This window comes from Hydrogenophaga sp., assembly GCF_051007235.1.
Lineage (GTDB): Bacteria > Pseudomonadota > Gammaproteobacteria > Burkholderiales > Burkholderiaceae_C > Hydrogenophaga.
This window is the reverse complement of record NZ_JBPCSJ010000061.1, coordinates 1-16,178: the sequence shown is the minus strand read 5'-3', so window position 1 is coordinate 16,178 and position 16,178 is coordinate 1. Positions and strand designations below refer to the sequence as shown.

The 16,178-nt window shown below is 68.7% G+C and carries 18 protein-coding genes; 17 read left to right on the top strand and 1 reads right to left on the bottom strand.

The window, feature by feature from the left end; translation table 11 throughout:
* The 10 genes from ACR2JA_RS02025 to ACR2JA_RS01980 all read left to right on the top strand — a co-directional run.
* The coding region (locus ACR2JA_RS02025) for an NAD(P)/FAD-dependent oxidoreductase (RefSeq protein WP_434007469.1) at positions 1-899 on the top strand (899 nt) is incomplete at its 5' end.
* A gap of 95 nt (positions 900-994) precedes the next feature.
* The gene (locus ACR2JA_RS02020; RefSeq protein ID WP_434007472.1) at positions 995-1,759 is read left to right on the top strand and encodes a DUF1365 domain-containing protein; all 765 of its coding nucleotides are present in this window, start codon (positions 995-997) and stop codon (positions 1,757-1,759) included.
* 13 nt (positions 1,760-1,772) lie between these two features.
* Positions 1,773-2,978, top strand: coding sequence for a class I SAM-dependent methyltransferase (locus ACR2JA_RS02015; protein ID WP_434007468.1), 1,206 nt, complete (start codon positions 1,773-1,775; stop codon positions 2,976-2,978).
* 172 nt (positions 2,979-3,150) lie between these two features.
* Positions 3,151-3,708 carry a chalcone isomerase family protein gene (locus ACR2JA_RS02010; RefSeq protein ID WP_434007467.1) on the top strand — a complete coding sequence of 186 codons (558 nt, stop codon included), beginning with the start codon at positions 3,151-3,153 and terminating at the stop codon, positions 3,706-3,708.
* A gap of 4 nt (positions 3,709-3,712) precedes the next feature.
* Positions 3,713-5,050, top strand: a complete 1,338-nt coding sequence (locus tag ACR2JA_RS02005) for an MFS transporter (RefSeq protein ID WP_434007466.1) — start codon at positions 3,713-3,715, stop codon at positions 5,048-5,050.
* Positions 5,047-5,589 (top strand): DUF3833 domain-containing protein, encoded by a 543-nt coding sequence (locus ACR2JA_RS02000; protein ID WP_434007465.1) that lies wholly within the window; start codon positions 5,047-5,049, stop codon positions 5,587-5,589. The genes ACR2JA_RS02005 and ACR2JA_RS02000 overlap by 4 nt, the downstream gene beginning before the upstream one ends.
* Before the next feature lie 47 nt (positions 5,590-5,636).
* Positions 5,637-6,458 carry an SDR family NAD(P)-dependent oxidoreductase gene (locus ACR2JA_RS01995; RefSeq protein ID WP_434007471.1) on the top strand — a complete coding sequence of 274 codons (822 nt, stop codon included), beginning with the start codon at positions 5,637-5,639 and terminating at the stop codon, positions 6,456-6,458.
* Between the two features lie 6 nt (positions 6,459-6,464).
* Positions 6,465-6,908, top strand: coding sequence for a nuclear transport factor 2 family protein (locus ACR2JA_RS01990; RefSeq protein ID WP_434007464.1), 444 nt, complete (start codon positions 6,465-6,467; stop codon positions 6,906-6,908).
* A 456-nt stretch (positions 6,909-7,364) separates the two neighbouring features.
* Positions 7,365-7,535, top strand: coding sequence for an IS110 family transposase (locus ACR2JA_RS01985; RefSeq protein ID WP_434007463.1), 171 nt, complete (start codon positions 7,365-7,367; stop codon positions 7,533-7,535).
* A gap of 63 nt (positions 7,536-7,598) precedes the next feature.
* Positions 7,599-8,165: a transposase gene (locus ACR2JA_RS01980; protein WP_434007462.1), complete on the top strand. Its 567-nt coding sequence runs from the start codon at positions 7,599-7,601 to the stop codon at positions 8,163-8,165.
* A 93-nt stretch (positions 8,166-8,258) separates the two neighbouring features.
* Here the strand turns inward: ACR2JA_RS01980 and ACR2JA_RS01975 are convergent, their stop codons facing one another.
* Positions 8,259-8,576 carry a PsiF family protein gene (locus ACR2JA_RS01975; RefSeq protein WP_434007461.1) on the bottom strand — a complete coding sequence of 106 codons (318 nt, stop codon included), beginning with the start codon at positions 8,574-8,576 and terminating at the stop codon, positions 8,259-8,261.
* A 291-nt stretch (positions 8,577-8,867) separates the two neighbouring features.
* Here ACR2JA_RS01975 and argS point away from each other — a divergent pair, with 291 nt between their 5' ends.
* From argS to ACR2JA_RS01940, 7 genes are all read left to right on the top strand, one after another.
* The gene (gene argS, locus ACR2JA_RS01970) at positions 8,868-10,565 is read left to right on the top strand and encodes an arginine--tRNA ligase (protein WP_434007460.1); all 1,698 of its coding nucleotides are present in this window, start codon (positions 8,868-8,870) and stop codon (positions 10,563-10,565) included.
* A gap of 14 nt (positions 10,566-10,579) precedes the next feature.
* Positions 10,580-11,326 (top strand): SPOR domain-containing protein, encoded by a 747-nt coding sequence (locus ACR2JA_RS01965; protein ID WP_434007459.1) that lies wholly within the window; start codon positions 10,580-10,582, stop codon positions 11,324-11,326.
* A gap of 84 nt (positions 11,327-11,410) precedes the next feature.
* The gene (locus tag ACR2JA_RS01960) at positions 11,411-12,064 is read left to right on the top strand and encodes a thiol:disulfide interchange protein DsbA/DsbL (protein ID WP_434007458.1); all 654 of its coding nucleotides are present in this window, start codon (positions 11,411-11,413) and stop codon (positions 12,062-12,064) included.
* Positions 12,065-12,251: 187 nt separating this feature from the next.
* Complete coding sequence (gene lptA / locus ACR2JA_RS01955) at positions 12,252-12,812, top strand: lipopolysaccharide transport periplasmic protein LptA (RefSeq protein ID WP_434007470.1); 561 nt, start codon at positions 12,252-12,254, stop codon at positions 12,810-12,812.
* Complete coding sequence (lptB, locus tag ACR2JA_RS01950) at positions 12,809-13,618, top strand: LPS export ABC transporter ATP-binding protein (RefSeq protein WP_434007457.1); 810 nt, start codon at positions 12,809-12,811, stop codon at positions 13,616-13,618. Before lptA ends, lptB begins: the two co-directional genes overlap by 4 nt.
* A gap of 2 nt (positions 13,619-13,620) precedes the next feature.
* Positions 13,621-15,270, top strand: a complete 1,650-nt coding sequence (locus ACR2JA_RS01945) for an RNA polymerase factor sigma-54 (protein WP_434007456.1) — start codon at positions 13,621-13,623, stop codon at positions 15,268-15,270.
* 88 nt (positions 15,271-15,358) lie between these two features.
* Positions 15,359-16,178: THUMP domain-containing class I SAM-dependent RNA methyltransferase (locus ACR2JA_RS01940; RefSeq protein ID WP_434007455.1), on the top strand; the 820-nt coding region annotated here is incomplete at its 3' end.

Sequence of the window (16,178 nt, the reverse complement as noted above, 5' to 3'; positions counted from 1 at the left end):
TGCTGCAGCCGCTGGGCGACTTCCTGCGCCAGCACCGCTTTTCCGACGAGTTCCGCGACTGGTACTTCCTGCCCATGCTGGGCTGCATCTGGAGCTGCCCGACCGACCAGATGCTGCAGTTCCCCGTGGCGACCATGGTGCGCTTCTGCCACAACCACGGCCTGATCCAGGTGACCAACCGGCCGCAGTGGTACACGGTGGCTGGCGGCGCGCGCCAGTACGTGCAGAAGATCGTGGCGCGCATCCCCGACGCGCGCCTGAACCGCCCGGTGCACCAGGTGCTGCGCGACGAAGCCGGCGTGCGCATCGTCAGCGACGGCGCGGTCGAACGCTTCGACGCCGTGGTGCTGGCCTGCCACAGCGACCAGGCCCTGGCCCTGCTGGGCGACGGCGCCCGCGCCGACGAACGCGCCACACTGGGCGCCATCCGCTACCAGGCCAACCGCGCCGTGCTGCACACCGACGTGTCGGTCATGCCCACCGAGCGCAAGGCCTGGGCGGCCTGGAACTACGAACGTTCGCCCCAGTCGCAGCGCGAGTCGGCCCAGGTCTGCCTGCACTACTGGCTCAACCGCCTGCAGCCGCTGCCCACGCCGCAACCGGTCATCGTCTCGCTCAACCCGACGCGCGCCATCGGCCCGCGCGAGGTGATCGGCGAATACGACTACGCCCACCCGGTGTTCGACCTCGCGGCGATCCGTGCACAGGCCCAGATACCCGCCCTGCAGGGGCAGCAGCACACCTTCTTCGCCGGTGCGTGGATGGGCTACGGTTTCCACGAGGACGGTCTCAAGGCTGGTCTGCAAGCGGCGCGCGCGCTGATCGACGCCCACGGTCTGCTGCCCCAGGCCGACGACGAAGCACAGCGCCGTGCCGCGCTGCCCGGGGTGTTTGCGTGAGCGGTGCGGGCATGAGCGCCGCGCCGGGGCACCCCAAGCAAGCTCGCACCCCCGGGGGGGGCAGCGACCCGCGCGAGCGGCGGAGCGTGGGGGCCATGATCGGCTTTGGCCAGGTGCGCCACACGCGCCACCGGCCGCGCGCCAACGCCTTCGCCTACCCGACCTGCTTCCTGATGCTGCCCCTGCGCAGCCTGCGCGCCCACGGCCCCGGCGCCCTGGCGCGCAACCGCCGCGCCGCGCTGAGCTTCCACGACGCCGACCACGGCACCGGCGGCCCGGACGCCCTGGCCTGGATGGAGCAGCTGCTGACCGAGCACGGCATCGCCGACGCCGACGGCGAGATCTGGCTGCACACCTACCCGCGGGTGCTGGGCCACACCTTCAAGCCGGTGAGCTTCTGGTACTGCCACCGGGCCGATGGCACGCTGCGCGCCATCGTCGCTGAAGTGAACAACACCTTCGGCGAACGCCACTGCTACCTGCTGGACGCACCGCGCTACGGCGTGCCCTGCACCGCCACCAAGGTGTTTCACGTCTCGCCCTTCTGCCCGGTGCGGGGCGAATACCGCTTCGTCTTCATGCGCACACAGCAGGGTGGCGAAGACCGCACCGTCGCCCGCATCGACTACCACGACGAGGCCGGCGGGCCGGTGCTGATCGCCACCAGCGTCAGCGGCACGCTGCTGCCCCTGGACGCACAGACCCGCCACCGCGCCCTGTGGGACCACCCCGCGCTCACGCTGGCCGTGATCGCCCGCATCCACTGGCAGGCGCTGCGGCTGTGGCTCAAGCGCACGCCTTTCTTCCGCCAGCCGGCCCCGCCGGCCGATTTCGTCACCGCCGCATCGACCCAGCCCTGAGAGCCCCGACGCCATGAACAGCACCACCGCGCCCCAACCCGCCGGCATTGCGTTGCCGCGACACGCCCCCGCCGCCGCGCGCAGCGCCCTGCAACTGCTGCAGCGCCTGCAGCACGGCAGCCTGAGCCTGCAACTGCCCGACGGCTCGCTGCAGCGGTTTGGCGCCACCGACGGCCCGCACGCCTCGATGCGCCTGAACAACTGGAACGTGTTCAGCGCCACGCTCAAGTCGGGCGACATCGGCTTCGCCGAAAGCCACATCGCCGGCGACTGGACCACCCCCGACCTCACCGCCCTGCTGCGCCTGCTGATCGCCAACCGCAACACGCTGGAAGGTGCGGTCTACGGCAGCTGGTTCGGCCGCCTGGCCTACCGGCTGCGCCACCTGCTCAACCGCAACAGCAAGACCAACAGCCGCAAGAACATCCACGCCCACTACGACCTGGGCAACGCCTTCTACGAGCTCTGGCTGGATGGCACGATGAACTACTCGTCGGCCTTGTTCGAGTCGGCCGACCAGGACATGGTGGCCGCGCAGCACGCGAAGGTGCGCCGCGCCCTGCGCATGGCCGGCGTGCAGCCGGGCGACCGCGTGCTGGAGATCGGCTGTGGTTGGGGCGCGCTGGCGGAAAAAGCGGTCACCGAATTTGGCGCCGCGGTGACCGGCGTGACGCTGTCCACCGAACAGCTGGCCTTCGCACAGAAGCGCAATCCCACCGCCGACCTGCGTCTTCAAGATTACCGGGACATCAACGACGGCCCCTACGACGCCATCTGCTCGATCGAAATGGTCGAGGCCGTGGGCCGCGAGTACTGGGACACCTACTTCGGCTCTGTCGCCCGCCTGCTCAAGGCCGGCGGCCAGGCCTGCATCCAGAGCATCACCATCCGCGACGACCTGTTCCAGCGCTACATCGCCGGCACCGACTTCATCCAGCAGTACATCTTCCCGGGTGGCTGCCTGCCCAGCCCGAGCGAGTTCCGCGCCGCGGCCGAGCGCGCCGGCCTGCAGGTGGTGGACCAGTTCCACTTCGGCCAAGACTACGCGCGCACCCTGCGCGAGTGGCATCAGCAGTTCCTGCACCAGCTGGAAGCCGTGCGCACCCTTGGCTTCGACGAGCGCTTCGTGCGCACCTGGACCTTCTACCTCGCCTACTGCGAAGCGGCCTTCGCCGAAGGCAACACCGACGTCGTGCAGTTCACGCTGCGCAAGCCCTGAGAGGCTGGTAGGACATCAGTCATGCCCGCCTTGACGCCCCAAACCACCGCCAGCGGCGTTGCAAATGCGCGCCGTAGCGCGGGCTACGGCTGTGCTTTGCGCCTTGCCGGCCGCGGTTTGGGACGCCCTTTCGGGCACGCCCAATGCCCTCCCAGCCTCTGATCCGCCCAACATGAACCACCCATACCCCTTGTCCCGCGCCGCCCTGGTGCTGGCCACCACCGCGGCCCTGTGGTGGCCGGCGCAGGCGAGCAACGTCGAGCCCACCGCCAGCGCCGCGCTCAGCGGCAAACAGACCGTGGGCAGCTCGCTGTTCCGCTACTGGGGTTTCGATGTCTACCAGGCCACGCTGCACGCGCCGGCAGGCTTCGACGCGCGGCGTTTCGAGCAGCAGCGCTTCGGCCTGGCGCTGCAGTACCGCCGCGCCTTCAAAGGCAGCGACATCGCGCAGCGCTCGATCGACGAGATGCAGGCCATCGCGCCGCTGACACCCCAGCAGGCCAGCGACTGGACAGCCGCCATGCAGCGCGCCTTCCCCGACATCAAGGCCGGCGACGAACTGCTGGGCGTGCACGTGCCCGGCAGCGGCGCGCGTTTCTATTTCAACGGCCAGCTGCGCGCCACGGTGGACGACCCGGCGTTCTCGGCCCGGTTCTTCGGCATCTGGCTGTCTCCGCAAACCTCGGCACCCCAACTGCGCACAGCCCTGATCGGCGCCGGCGCGCGCTGACACCATGGACCAGCCCACCGCCACCGCACCCGCCGAGCGCTTCACCGCGCCCGGCGCCTGGCAGCATGGGCTGCGCTACGGCCTCATGGGGCTGCCGCTGGCCTTCGTGGCGCTGCCGCTGTACGTCATCCTGCCCAACCACTACGCGCGCAGCTTCGCCGTGCCGCTGGCCGCGCTGGGCGCGGTGCTCCTGGCCGCGCGCCTGTTCGACGCGGTGCTGGACCCGCTGATCGGCCGCTGGACCGACCGCCTGTTCGCCCGCAGCCACCGCGCGGTGCTGGCCGCGGGCGCCGCCGCCGCCGGCGTGCTGGCGCTGGGCCTGTGGGGCCTGCTGTTCCCGCCGGCCGCGGCCCGCGCCGACATCACCGCGCTGCTGGTCTGGGCCGGCGTGCTGATGGCCATCACCTACACCGCCTACAGCGTGGCCAGCGTGGCGCACCAGACCTGGGGCACGCGCCTGGGCGGCAGCGAAGCGCAGCGCAGCCGCATCAGCGCGTGGCGCGAAGGTCTGGCGCTGGTCGGTGTGCTCACGGCGGCGGTGCTGCCCGGCACGCTGGGGCTGGACGCCACCGTCATTGCTTTTGCCGTGCTGCTGGCGCTGGGCTGGTGGGCCTGGAGCTGGGCGGTGGTGCCCACGGCCCGCAGCCTGACGCTGGGCGTGCTGGCGGCCCGCAGCCCCTTGGCCCAGCCGCGCTTCGTGCGCCTGCTGGCGGTGTTCGTGGTCAACGGCACGGCCAGCGCGGTGCCGGCCACCCTGGTGCTGTTCTTTGTGCAGGACCGGCTGCAGGCCCCGGCGTCCATCGAGCCGGCCTTCCTGGCCACCTACTTCCTGTGCGCCGCGCTGTCGCTGCCGTTGTGGGTGCGGCTGGTGCCGCGGCTCGGGCTGGCGCGCACCTGGCTGGCCGGCATGGCGCTGTCGGTGGCGGTGTTCATCTGGGCCGCCACGCTGGGCGCGGGCGACACGGTGGCCTTCCTGATCGTCTGCGCGCTCTCGGGCATCGCCCTGGGCACCGACCTGGCCCTGCCCTCGGCCCTGCTCACCGGCCTGATGGACGAACTGGGCGAACGCGGCCAGCGCGAAGGCGCCTACCTGGGCTGGTGGAACTTCGCCGCCAAGCTCAACCTGGCGCTGGCGGCCGGCCTGGCGCTGCCGCTGCTGGGCGCTTTCGGCTACACGCCCGGCGCGCGCGACCCGCAAGCCCTGTGGACCCTCACCGTCGCCTACTGCCTGCTGCCCTGCGCCCTCAAGCTGCTGGCCGCCGGCCTGTTGCACACCCTGCTCATCCGCCCGGCGCGCCGCAGCGCCGCTGCTCTGTCCTCCTCACTGAAAGCCCCTTCATGAAACGCCGCCTGCTCCTCACCTCGGGCGCCGCTGCGTCGGCCCTGGCCCTCACCGGCTGTGCCGGCCCGCAGGTCACCGACTATTCGGCCGACAAACCCGTGCTCGACCTGCGCGAGTACTTCAACGGCACGCTGGACGCCTACGGCGTGTTCACCGACCGCAGCGGCAAGGTGGTCAAGCGCTTCACCGTGGTCATGCGCTGCAGCTGGACCGGCGAAGAAGGCGTGCTCGACGAAGACTTCGTCTACTCGGATGGCACGACGCAAAAGCGCATCTGGCGCCTGAAACACCTGGGCAACGGCCGCTACGAAGGCCGCGCCGACGACGTGGTGGGCGTGGCCCAGGGTCAGACCGCAGGCAACGCCTTCCGCTGGGGCTACACGCTGGCGCTGCCGGTCGACGGCCGGGTCTGGGAGGTGCAGTTCGACGACTGGATGTACCTGATGGACCAGCGCGTGATGCTCAACAAGGCGGCCATGAGCAAGTTCGGCATCCACCTCGGCGAGGTCACGCTGTCGTTTGTGAAGCGTCCGTCATGAGCGTCGCCCACGGTTTTGTCGAGCAGCCCCGCCCCACCGCACAGGACATGGGCGGCTGGAGCCTGCTGCGTCCCTACAACCCCCGCATCCGCCAGTGGGCCGGGCTCCGGGTCTGGGTGGTGGGCGGCTCGACCGGCATCGGCCGCGCGACCGTGCTGGCGCTGGCCGAGCGCGGTGCGCAGGTGCTGGTGTCGGCCCGCGGCGCGGCGGCGCTGGACGCGCTGGTGGCCGAGCACCGCCAGAGCGCACGCGAACAGAACACCCAGCGCCCCTTGCAGGCCTGGCCACTGGACGTGACCGACGCGGCCGCCGTGCGCACCTGCGCCACCGAGATCCTGGCCCAGGGTCCGCTGGACCTGGTGCTGTACTGCGCTGGCCACTACCGCGCCCAGCGCGCCACCGCCTTCGACCTGGCCGAGATGCAACGCCACCTGGACATCAACTACCGCGGCGCGCTGCACGTGCTGGACGCGGTGCTGCCCACCCTGCTGGCGCGAGGCAGCGGCCACCTCAGCCTGGTCAGCAGCGTGGCCGGCTACCGCGGCCTGCCGCAGAGCCTGGCCTACGGGCCCACCAAGGCCGCGCTGACCAACCTGGCCGAAAACCTCTACCTCGACCTGCAGCCCCAGGGTCTGGGCGTGAGCGTGGTGCACCCTGGCTTCGTGCAGACGCCGCTGACGGCGCAGAACGCCTTCGCCATGCCGGCCCTCATCACCCCCGAACAGGCGGCGCAGGCCATGCTGGACGGCTGGTCCGAGGGGGCCTTCGACATCCACTACCCCAAGCGTTTCACGCGCTGGATGAAGCTGCTGCGCGTGCTGCCGCACCGGCTGTACTTCCCCCTCGTGCGGCGCTTCACCGGCTTGTAATGCGGCATGACCACCGACGAGGCCCGCGCCGCCACCGAGCGCATCTGCCAGTTCTTTGAAACGCTCTCGCCGCAGAGCGTCGCGCAGATCGGCGCGTTCTACACGCCCGAGGCGCGCTTCAAAGACCCGTTCAACGAGGTGCGGGGTCACGCGGCCATCCGGCGCATCTTCGAGCACATGTTCACCAGCTTGCACGAACCGCATTTCGTGGTGACGCAGCGCATCGTCGACGGCGCGCAGGTGTTCCTGGTGTGGGAGTTCCGCTTCCGCTTCAAACGCTTCGACACGGTCACCGCGCAGGTGGTGCGCGGCGGCTCGCACCTGGTGCTGGCCGAAGACGGCCGTATCGCCGACCACCGCGACTACTGGGACGCGGCCGAAGAGCTGTACGAAAAACTGCCCGGCGTGGGCGCCGTCATGCGCTGGCTCAAGCGACGCGTGAACACATAAGGCAAGCAAGTCTGCGCAAGCAGACACCGTCACTGCTGAGGCTTGCATCGGGCTGTATGGGCGTGGCCAGAGAGCGTGTCCCGTTCCAGGGCATCCGTGGAACCCGCTTGTATGGTTGCAGTGTGGGAGTGGAGGGCCTGAACACCCGGCGATCGGCAACGACCGACTGGCGAAGATCGCACCAACCTCGCTGTCCAATGTCTATAAGGCTCTGAGCGCCCTGCAAGAGCGCCGATATTCAAGCAAGCCAACGCTACTGTCTGGGATCTCCATCCCGACACTTGTTATCGTTTCTCCCGGGAGATTGTCATGCAAGAGGTTCAGGTGGATGTGGATGTGGCCAAAGCCGATAGGGTGGTCGCAGTCCATGGTCAGGCGGGCTCTCGCACTATCTCCATCGAGGCCCAGGCGATCAGCGCCTGACGGCGTCAGCTGCCCGACCGGGCCTGACAGGCCATGGATGCGAGCGGGCGGTATCACCAGATGCTCGCCGGTCTGGCCTATGCGGCTGGCCTGCAGGTGTTCGTACTGAACGCCCGTGACGTGCAGTTCTGCGCCAACGCCCTGGACGCACGGGCCAAGACCGACCGGGGTGATGCGCAGGCCATCGCCGGCTACGTGGCTTAACAGCACAACGTCGCTGTGCCGCTGGCACAAGCCTTGCCCTGGGTTGGAGCGGGCGTACACCCGGTGCTGCGGCGCTGGGCTGTGTTGAGCGAGCGCACGGCGCTGCTCCGGTCGCTACAGGGCTTTGAAGGTTCGATCACTGCCCAAGTCCAGGTCTTGGAGGCGGGCTTCACTGCGTTGCTCCAAGTCATCGAAGCGCGCATCGTGGTGCTGCTGGAGCAGGAGGCTCGTTCGCGGGAGTGCCAGCGCCTGATGCAAAGCATCGTGGGCGTGGGACCGCTGAGGAGTGCACTGCTCAGGAATGTGTTGGCGCAGCTGAACTTTTTCGCCGCCGATGCGCTGGTGGCCTACAGCGGGCTGGACCCCAGAGCCCGTGACTCGGGCAGCGGCCGGGGCCGCAGGCGCCTGTCCACGCTAGGGCAGCTGGCATTGCGCCACCAGACCTGCCTGACGGCGATCTTGGCTTGCCACACGAGCACATTCAAGAGAGCGCACAAGGCCTTGTGCGCAAGGGGACTCAAGACAACCGAAGCGCCGGTGGCGCTGGCGCGCAAACTGCTGCGCATCGCCTTCGCCGTCTGGCACAGCGGCCTGCCGTTTGATTGCACACACTCGGTTTCGGCTGCTTGACGATCCCAGAGAACCTACGCCGGACCGCCCCAAGGTGGGTCAGCCCCCCTGGGGGGCAGCGACCCGCGCAGCGGCGGAGCGTGGGGGCTCGATTCATCCCTTCAAGCATTCGCTCATGAACTTCTTGCGCTCGTCGCCCTTGAGCGCCTTTTTGCCCGCGTCTTCGTTGCAGGTTTTCATCTTGTTCTGCTGGGCGGTTTTGCCGTCGGGCTTGGCGCTCAGGCACTCCTTCATGAAGGCTTTGCGCTCGTCGCCTTTCTTCTCGCCGGCGTCCTTGTTGCAGGTGGCCATCTTGCTCTGCTGGGCCGTCGGGGCTTTGTCGGCGGCCGGCGCGGCCGCAGGGGCGGCGGTCTGGGCGAACGACAGCAGGGCGGCGCCGCTCAGGGCGATCAGGGCAATCAGTTGTTTCATGGGGTTCAACCTCGGTGGGTGGGAACAGGCCGTGAGGACATCGCACGGCGCAGCCACGATAGCACCGCAAAACTTAAGGTTGCGTGTCGGTCCGGCCCAGGGCGCATCAGGTGTCACCGGGCCGGGCATGGCTGCCCTTTTCTGGCCCCGCCGGGATGGGGGCGTGGCCGGACAGCGGTCACCTTTTCACCACCCCAAAGGCGCTTTCGGAGGCCGTGGGCTCGTGCGAACCGGCTTGCGCCGCCGGTCGGCGATGAGAGGGGGTGGGCCGGAACCTAAAATCCCGTTCCTATGCTCAAGATCAAACAGGAACTGCTGGCTGGCCTCGCGCAGGCGCTGGACCAGCTCTCACCCGGTGCCGGCGACAAGGCCGCCTTCGAATCGCCCAAGGTGGCAGCGCACGGCGACTACGCCATCACCGCCGCCATGCAGCTGGCCAAGCCGCTCAAAGCCAACCCGCGCCAGGTCGGCGAACAGCTCCGGGCGGCGCTGCTGGCGCTGCCGGTCTACCAGCGCTGGGTGGCCGACATCGACATCGCCGGTCCCGGCTTCATCAACATCCGCCTCACGCCCGCGGCCAAGCAGCAGATCGTGCAAGAGGTGCTGCAGGCCGGCGACGCTTTCGGTGTGCAGCCGTCCAACGGCCAGCGCCTGATGGTGGAGTTCGTCTCCGCCAACCCCACCGTCCCGCTGCACGTGGGCCACGGCCGCCAGGCAGCGCTGGGCGACGCGATCTGCAGCCTCTACAGCACCCAGGGCTGGAACGTGCACCGCGAGTTCTATTACAACGACGCTGGCGTGCAGATCGGCACCCTGGCCACCAGCACGCAATTGCGCGCCAAGGGCTTCAAACCGGGTGACGACTGCTGGCCCACCGACAGCGACAACCCGCTGGCCAAGAACTTCTACAACGGCGACTACATCGCCGACATCGCCGAGGCCTTCAAGGCCCGTGCCACCGTGAAGGCCGATGACCGCGAGTTCACCGCGAACGGCGATGTCGAGGACTACGACAACATCCGGCAGTTCGCTGTCGCCTACCTGCGCAACGAGCAGGACCTGGACCTGCAGGCCTTCGCGGTCAAGTTCGACCACTACTACCTGGAATCCAGCCTCTACACCGACGGCCGCGTGGACGCGACAGTGAACCGGCTGGTCGCCAATGGCAAGACCTACGAGCAGGACGGTGCGCTGTGGCTGAAGTCGACCGACTACGGTGACGACAAGGACCGCGTCATGCGCAAGGGCGACGGCACCTACACCTACTTTGTGCCCGACGTGGCCTACCACATCGCCAAGTGGGAGCGCGGTTTCACCAAGGTCATCAACATCCAGGGCACCGACCACCACGGGACGATTGCGCGCGTGCGCGCCGGCCTGCAGGCGGCCAATGTGGGCATTCCCCAGGGCTACCCCGACTATGTGCTGCACACCATGGTGCGCGTGGTGCGCAACGGCGAAGAGGTCAAGATCAGCAAGCGCGCCGGCAGCTACGTGACGCTGCGCGACCTGATCGAGTGGACCAGCAAGGACGCGGTGCGCTTCTTCCTGCTCAGCCGCAAGCCCGACACCGAATACACCTTCGACGTCGACCTGGCGGTGCAGAAGAACAACGACAACCCGGTCTATTACGTGCAGTACGCCCACGCGCGCATCTGTTCGGTGCTGGCCGCCTGGGGCGGTGACGCCGCCACGCTGGCCGGGGTCGACCTCTCGCCGCTGGACACGCCGGCCGCGCAGTCGCTCATGCTGCTGCTGGCCAAGTACCCGGCCATGCTCACCGCGGCGGCCGAGGGCTTTGCCCCGCACGACGTGACTTTTTACCTGCGCGAACTGGCCGCTGCGTACCACAGCTACTACGACGCCGAGCGCATCCTGGTGGATGATGAAACGGTCAAGCGGGCGCGGCTGGCGCTGGTCAAGGCCACGGCACAGGTGTTGCACAATGGGCTGGCCGTGCTCGGCGTGAGCGCGCCGCAGAAGATGTGAGAACCCTCCCCATCATGAAATCAAGCAAACGCCAGCACGCTGGCGGTACCCTGGTCGGTTTTGTCGTGGGCCTGCTCGTGGGCCTGGGCATTGCCTTGTCGGTGGCGGTGTACGTTACCCGCGTGCCGGTGCCCTTTGTGGATCGCGGTGTCTCGCGCAAGCCGGCGCAGGACATCGAAGAAGCCGAGCGCAACAAGGGCTGGAACCCGAACGCCCAGCTGGCTGGCAAGCCGGCGCCGCTGCCCACGCCGGTGACCCCTGAAGGCACCGACACGGCGGGCGCCATCTCGGTGCCGCCGGCCGATGGACAGCCCCTGCCAGTGCCCACCAAACCCGCCGCCACCGCCACCATGGCGACGTCCAAGCCGGCTGCCACGGCCACCACGGCGACCCCCAAGCCCGGGGCCGATCCGCTGGGCGATCTGGTGGCCAGCAAGCTCGGCGGCACGCCCACCGTCAGCGCGACCGCGGCCAAGAACTCCGCCACGGCGTCCACGACCAAGGGTTCGTCCACGGCGGCGGACCCGTTCAGCTACTTCGTGCAGGCCGGTGCCTTCAAGTCGCCCGAAGACGCCGAAGCCCAGCGCGCCAAGCTGGCCATGATGGGCATGGCCGCCGACGTGAGCGAGCGCGAGCAGTCGGGTCGCACCGTGTTCCGTGTGCGCCTGGGACCGTTCAACGACAAGGCCATGGCCGACGCCACGCGCGAGCAGCTCGAAACCAACGGCGTCGAAGCCGCGCTGGTGCGCATCCAGAAGTGATGCGCGAGGCCGCCGGTACCGACCGGGCGGGAACTTCCCGCCCCGTTCCGGGCCCCAAAGGGCCCCACTCAGGAGTCTGATTTCATGCAACGTCGCGATTTTTCCCGTTCCCTGCTGGCCGCTGGTGCCACCGCCCTGACCGCCGGCGCCGGCCTGGTGCCCCTGGCAGCACAGGCCCAGGTGGGTGGTTTCAAGGAAGGAACGGATTACCTGCGCCTGGGCAAACCGGTGGCCACCGACAGCGGCGCCGGCAAGGTCGAGGTGCTGGAATTCTTTGCTTACTCGTGCATCCACTGTTACAACTTCGAGCCGGTCATGGCCGCCTGGATGAAGAAGCTGCCCGCCAACGTGGTGGTGCGCCGCACGCCGGTGGCCTTCAGCGATGCCTTTGTGCCCATGCAGCGCCTGTACTACACGATCGAAGCCATGGGCCTGGTCGACTCGTTGCACGAAAAGGTGTTCCGCGCCTTCCACGTGGACAAGGTGCGCCTGCAGGACCCGGCCGCGGCCACCGACTGGATGGGCAAGCAGGGCGTGGACATGAAGAAATTCAACGAGCTGTTCAACTCGTTCTCGGTGGTGGGCAAGGCCAAACGCGCTGCCCAGATGCAGGACCTGTATGGCGTCGAGGGCACGCCGGCCCTGGGCGTGGGCGGGCGCTTTTACGTGCCGGGCCAGGGTCCACGCACGCTGCAGATCGCCGACGCGCTGATCGCCGAACTGCGCAAGGGCGCCTGATCGTTCTCGAGGCGGCGCCGGTCCGGCGCTGCCGGCGAAAATTTCGCCGTGTTCCCTCGGGCGCAGGCCCCGGTGCGAGGGCTTGCACCGCTACAATGAATGCAAGTTTCGTGCCCTTGCATTCATGCGCCCCAACACCCTTTCCCGCCTTGTTCTGCCCCGCCTGGTCCTGATCGCCGGCTTGACGGTGGCCGTTGGTGCCCACGCCGAGCGGGCCGACCGCAACAAGCCGCTCAACGCCGAGGCCGACACCCTGCGTTACGACGACGCCCGTCAGACCAGCGTCTTCTCCGGCAACGTGGTCATCACCAAGGGCACCATCGTCATCCGCGGCGCACAGGTCGAGGTGCGCCAGGACGCCCAGGGCAACCAGTTCGGTCTGGTGACCGGCAAGCCCGGCTCGTTTCGCCAGAAGCGCGACGGCGTGGACGAACACATCGAAGGCCAGGCCGAGCGCATCGAATACGACAGCAAGGCCGAGACGGTGACGTTCACCGGCGCCGCCGTGTTGCGCCGCTACAAGGGCAGCCAGCTCAACGACGAAACCGCGGGCAGTGTCATCGTCTACAACAGCGGCAACGACACCTTCAGCGTGGACGGAGGTCCGGGCAGCCGCACCGCGTCCAACCCCTCGGGCCGGGTGCGCGCCATGTTCACGCCGGTGCCCAAGGCCGATGCGCCCGTGGCACCCGCCGCCAGCCCGGCGCCGCTCAAGCCCAGCGGCCAGCTGGGCGAGGGCCGGCCGTGAGCGGTCTTTCGCCCGTCAGCACCGTTTTCCCCGACACCCGCGCACCCCACGACGGGGCGGAGCCCGGTAGCCGCCTGGAAGCGCGGGGTCTGCAGAAGTCCTACGGCAGCCGCAAGGTGGTCAAGGACGTCTCGCTGGCGGTGGACAAGGGCGAGGTCGTGGGCCTGCTCGGCCCCAACGGGGCTGGCAAGACGACGTCGTTCTACATGCTCGTCGGCCTGCTGCGCAACGATGCCGGGCAGATCCTGCTGGACGGCCAGGCCATCGAGCGCCTGCCCATCCACCGCCGCGCGCGCCTGGGGCTGGGCTACCTGCCGCAGGAAGCGTCCATCTTCCGCAAGCTCAGCGTGGCCGAGAACGTGCGCGCGGTGCTGGAGCTGCAGCTCGATGACGCCGGCAAGCCGCTGAAGAACGCCGCCATCGAGGCGCGGCTGGATGCGCTGCTCAAGGACCTGCACGTGGACCACCTGCGCGAATCGCCCGCCCCGGCCTTATCGGGTGGCGAGCGGCGGCGTGTGGAAATCGCCCGCGCCCTGGCCACCAACCCGCGCTTCATCCTGCTGGACGAACCTTTCGCGGGCATCGATCCGATCGCGGTGATCGAGATCCAGCGCATCATCGGTTTCCTCAAGGCGCGCGGCATCGGGGTGCTCATCACCGACCACAACGTGCGCGAGACTCTGGGCATCTGCGACCGCGCCTACATCATCAGCGACGGCCACGTGCTGGCCAGCGGCACACCGGCCGAGATCGTCGAGAACCCCGACGTGCGCCGCGTGTACCTCGGCGAACATTTCCGCATGTGAACATGAAACCCGGCCTGTCACTGCGCGTTTCGCAGCACCTGGCGCTCACGCCCCAGCTGCAGCAGTCCATCCGCCTGCTGCAGCTGTCCACGCTGGAGATGGCGCAGGAAGTCGAGCAGATGCTCGACGAGAATCCGTTCCTGGAGAAGGCCGAAGACATCGCCGAGCGCGAGGCGTTTGGCCTGGAGCAGACCGACACGCCGGTCAGCGCGGGCGAGCAGATCGCCGACGCATCGTTGCCCGCGGCGGCCGAAGGCCCTTCCGCTGAGTTCGACGCGCCGATGCTGTCTTCCAGCAGCACCAGCGCCACGGACAGTGACAGCACGCCCACCGATGATGTGGAAAGCCGCCTGGACGGTGCCACCCCGGTGGAAGAGAGCTGGGAAGGCGACGGCACCGTCGAGATGGCGCCGGACGACAGCGAATGGGGTGGCGACGCCCCGGCGCGCAACAACAGCAGCAGCGGTGACGACGATGAAACCGCCAGCGCCGCCGACCTGGCGCGCAGCCACGTTGGCCTGCACGACCACCTGCACGACCAGGCGCGCACCCTGCGCCTGAACGACGAAGACCGGGCCGCCCTGTACTTCCTCATCGAATCGCTCAACGACGACGGCTACCTCGACGGCCGCCTCGACGAACTGGCTGTGGCCTGGTGGCGCCTGTCCACCGGGATGGATGCCGAAGCGCAGCCCGAGATCGACCAGCTGGACGAGGCCCTGGCCCGGCTGCGCACCGCGCTGGGCTGGCTTCAGCATATGGAGCCCGCCGGTGTGGGTGCGCGCGACCTGGCCGAATGCCTGCGCCTGCAGATCGAAGAGTTGCGCAACACGCCCGCCGCCCGCGCCGCGCTGGCCATCTGCCAGCAACCGCTGGAGCTGATCGCCAAGCGCGATGTCAAGCGCCTGTGCAGTCTCACCGGCGCCGATGACGAGACCGTGCGCGCCGCGCTGGCGCTGATCGCCGGGCTGGAGCCCAAGCCGGGCCGCCGTTTCGTGGACGTCGAGCGCAACGTGGTGGTGCCCGACGTGCTGGTGGTGCGCGCCGGCCGTGGCTTCAAGGTCACGCTCAACCCCGACGTGATGCCGCGCCTGCGCGTGCACGACGTTTACGCCAACGCCATGCGCGCCAACCGTGGCGGCCGCGACAACGGCGGCGAAGCCGGCCACGCCGCCATGCAGCAGCGCCTGCAGGAGGCGCGCTGGTTCATCAAGAACATCCAGCAGCGCTTCGACACCATCCTGCGCGTGTCCTCGGCCATCGTCGAACGCCAGCGCAACTTCTTCATGCACGGCGAACTGGCCATGCGCCCGCTGGTGCTGCGCGAGATCGCCGACGAGCTGGGCCTGCACGAGTCCACCATCAGCCGCGTGACCACCGCCAAGTACATGAGCACGCCGTTCGGCACCTACGAGCTCAAGTACTTCTTCGGCTCCAGCCTGGGCACCGAGACCGGCGGCAACGCTTCCAGCACGGCGGTGCGGGCGCTGCTCAAGCAGTTCATCAGCGCCGAAGACACCAAGAAGCCGCTGTCGGACAACCAGCTGTCGGACCTGCTCAAGGAGCAGGGCATCGAATGTGCGCGCCGCACCGTGGCCAAGTACCGCGAGGCCTTGCGCATCGCGCCTGCCAATTTGCGGAAAAGCTTGTGAGCCCCGCGCCGCGGCGCGTCACCCTCCAGCGGGGCATGCTGGCGGCCCGTCCTGCGCCTGTCGAAGGGCGCCGCCTTGAGAACCTGTCATGAACCAACTCAAACTCTTTCTCCCCTGCGCCGCCGGCGTGGAGGATCTCCTGGCCGACGAGGTACAGCGCGTCACCGGCGAGCCGCTGGCCTTCAAGGCCCGCGGCGGTGTGGGCGTGAAGGCCTCGTGGCGCGAGGCCATGCGCCTGAACCTGCACAGCCGCCTGGCCCAGCGCGTGCTCGTGCAGCTCTGGCACGGCGGTTATCGCAGCGAACAGGACCTGTACAACGCCGCCAGCGAGGTGGCGTGGGAAATCTGGTTCAGCCCGGCGCAGACCATCAAGGTCGAGATCACCGCGCAGCACAGCCCGCTGACCAGCCTGAACTTCGCGGCGCTCAAGATCAAGGACGCGATCTGCGACCGCTTCCGCGCCAAGCGCGGCGAGCGGCCCAGCGTCGACACCACCTGGCCCGATGTGCGCATCTACGCGCACGTCACCACCGACGAGCTCACGCTGTACATCGACACCTCGGGCGAGCCGCTGTTCAAGCGCGGCTGGCGCGAGGACAAGGGCGACGCGCCGCTGAAAGAAACCCTGGCCGCGGCCATGATCGCGGCCACCGGCTGGAACGGCGGCAGCGCCAAGACGCTGGAAGAGATCACCCCGCTGTACGACCCTTGCTGCGGCAGTGGCACGGTGGTGATCGAGGCGGCGCAGATCGCGTTGCGCATCCCGCCCGGCATGGTGCGCCGCTTCGCGGTTGAAAAGCTGGTGCCTTATCAGGCGCACGTGTGGGAAGGCATCCTGGACGAGGCCGAGCGCGGCATCCGCGACTGGCCCGAGGGCCATGCGCCCATCGTGTTCGGCAGCGATGTGG

Bases quoted from the DNA above. Each gene is read 5' to 3' on its own strand.
- ACR2JA_RS02020 (WP_434007472.1), top strand. From the start codon at position 995: ATGATCGGCTTTGGCCAGGTGCGCCACACGCGCCACCGGCCGCGCGCC.
- ACR2JA_RS02015 (WP_434007468.1), top strand. From the start codon at position 1,773: ATGAACAGCACCACCGCGCCCCAACCCGCCGGCATTGCGTTGCCGCGA.
- ACR2JA_RS02010 (WP_434007467.1), top strand. From the start codon at position 3,151: ATGAACCACCCATACCCCTTGTCCCGCGCCGCCCTGGTGCTGGCCACC.
- ACR2JA_RS02005 (WP_434007466.1), top strand. From the start codon at position 3,713: ATGGACCAGCCCACCGCCACCGCACCCGCCGAGCGCTTCACCGCGCCC.
- ACR2JA_RS02000 (WP_434007465.1), top strand. From the start codon at position 5,047: ATGAAACGCCGCCTGCTCCTCACCTCGGGCGCCGCTGCGTCGGCCCTG.
- ACR2JA_RS01995 (WP_434007471.1), top strand. From the start codon at position 5,637: ATGGGCGGCTGGAGCCTGCTGCGTCCCTACAACCCCCGCATCCGCCAG.
- ACR2JA_RS01990 (WP_434007464.1), top strand. From the start codon at position 6,465: ATGACCACCGACGAGGCCCGCGCCGCCACCGAGCGCATCTGCCAGTTC.
- ACR2JA_RS01985 (WP_434007463.1), top strand. From the start codon at position 7,365: ATGGATGCGAGCGGGCGGTATCACCAGATGCTCGCCGGTCTGGCCTAT.
- ACR2JA_RS01975 (WP_434007461.1), bottom strand. From the start codon at position 8,576: ATGAAACAACTGATTGCCCTGATCGCCCTGAGCGGCGCCGCCCTGCTG.
- argS (WP_434007460.1), top strand. From the start codon at position 8,868: ATGCTCAAGATCAAACAGGAACTGCTGGCTGGCCTCGCGCAGGCGCTG.
- ACR2JA_RS01965 (WP_434007459.1), top strand. From the start codon at position 10,580: ATGAAATCAAGCAAACGCCAGCACGCTGGCGGTACCCTGGTCGGTTTT.
- ACR2JA_RS01960 (WP_434007458.1), top strand. From the start codon at position 11,411: ATGCAACGTCGCGATTTTTCCCGTTCCCTGCTGGCCGCTGGTGCCACC.
- ACR2JA_RS01945 (WP_434007456.1), top strand. From the start codon at position 13,621: ATGAAACCCGGCCTGTCACTGCGCGTTTCGCAGCACCTGGCGCTCACG.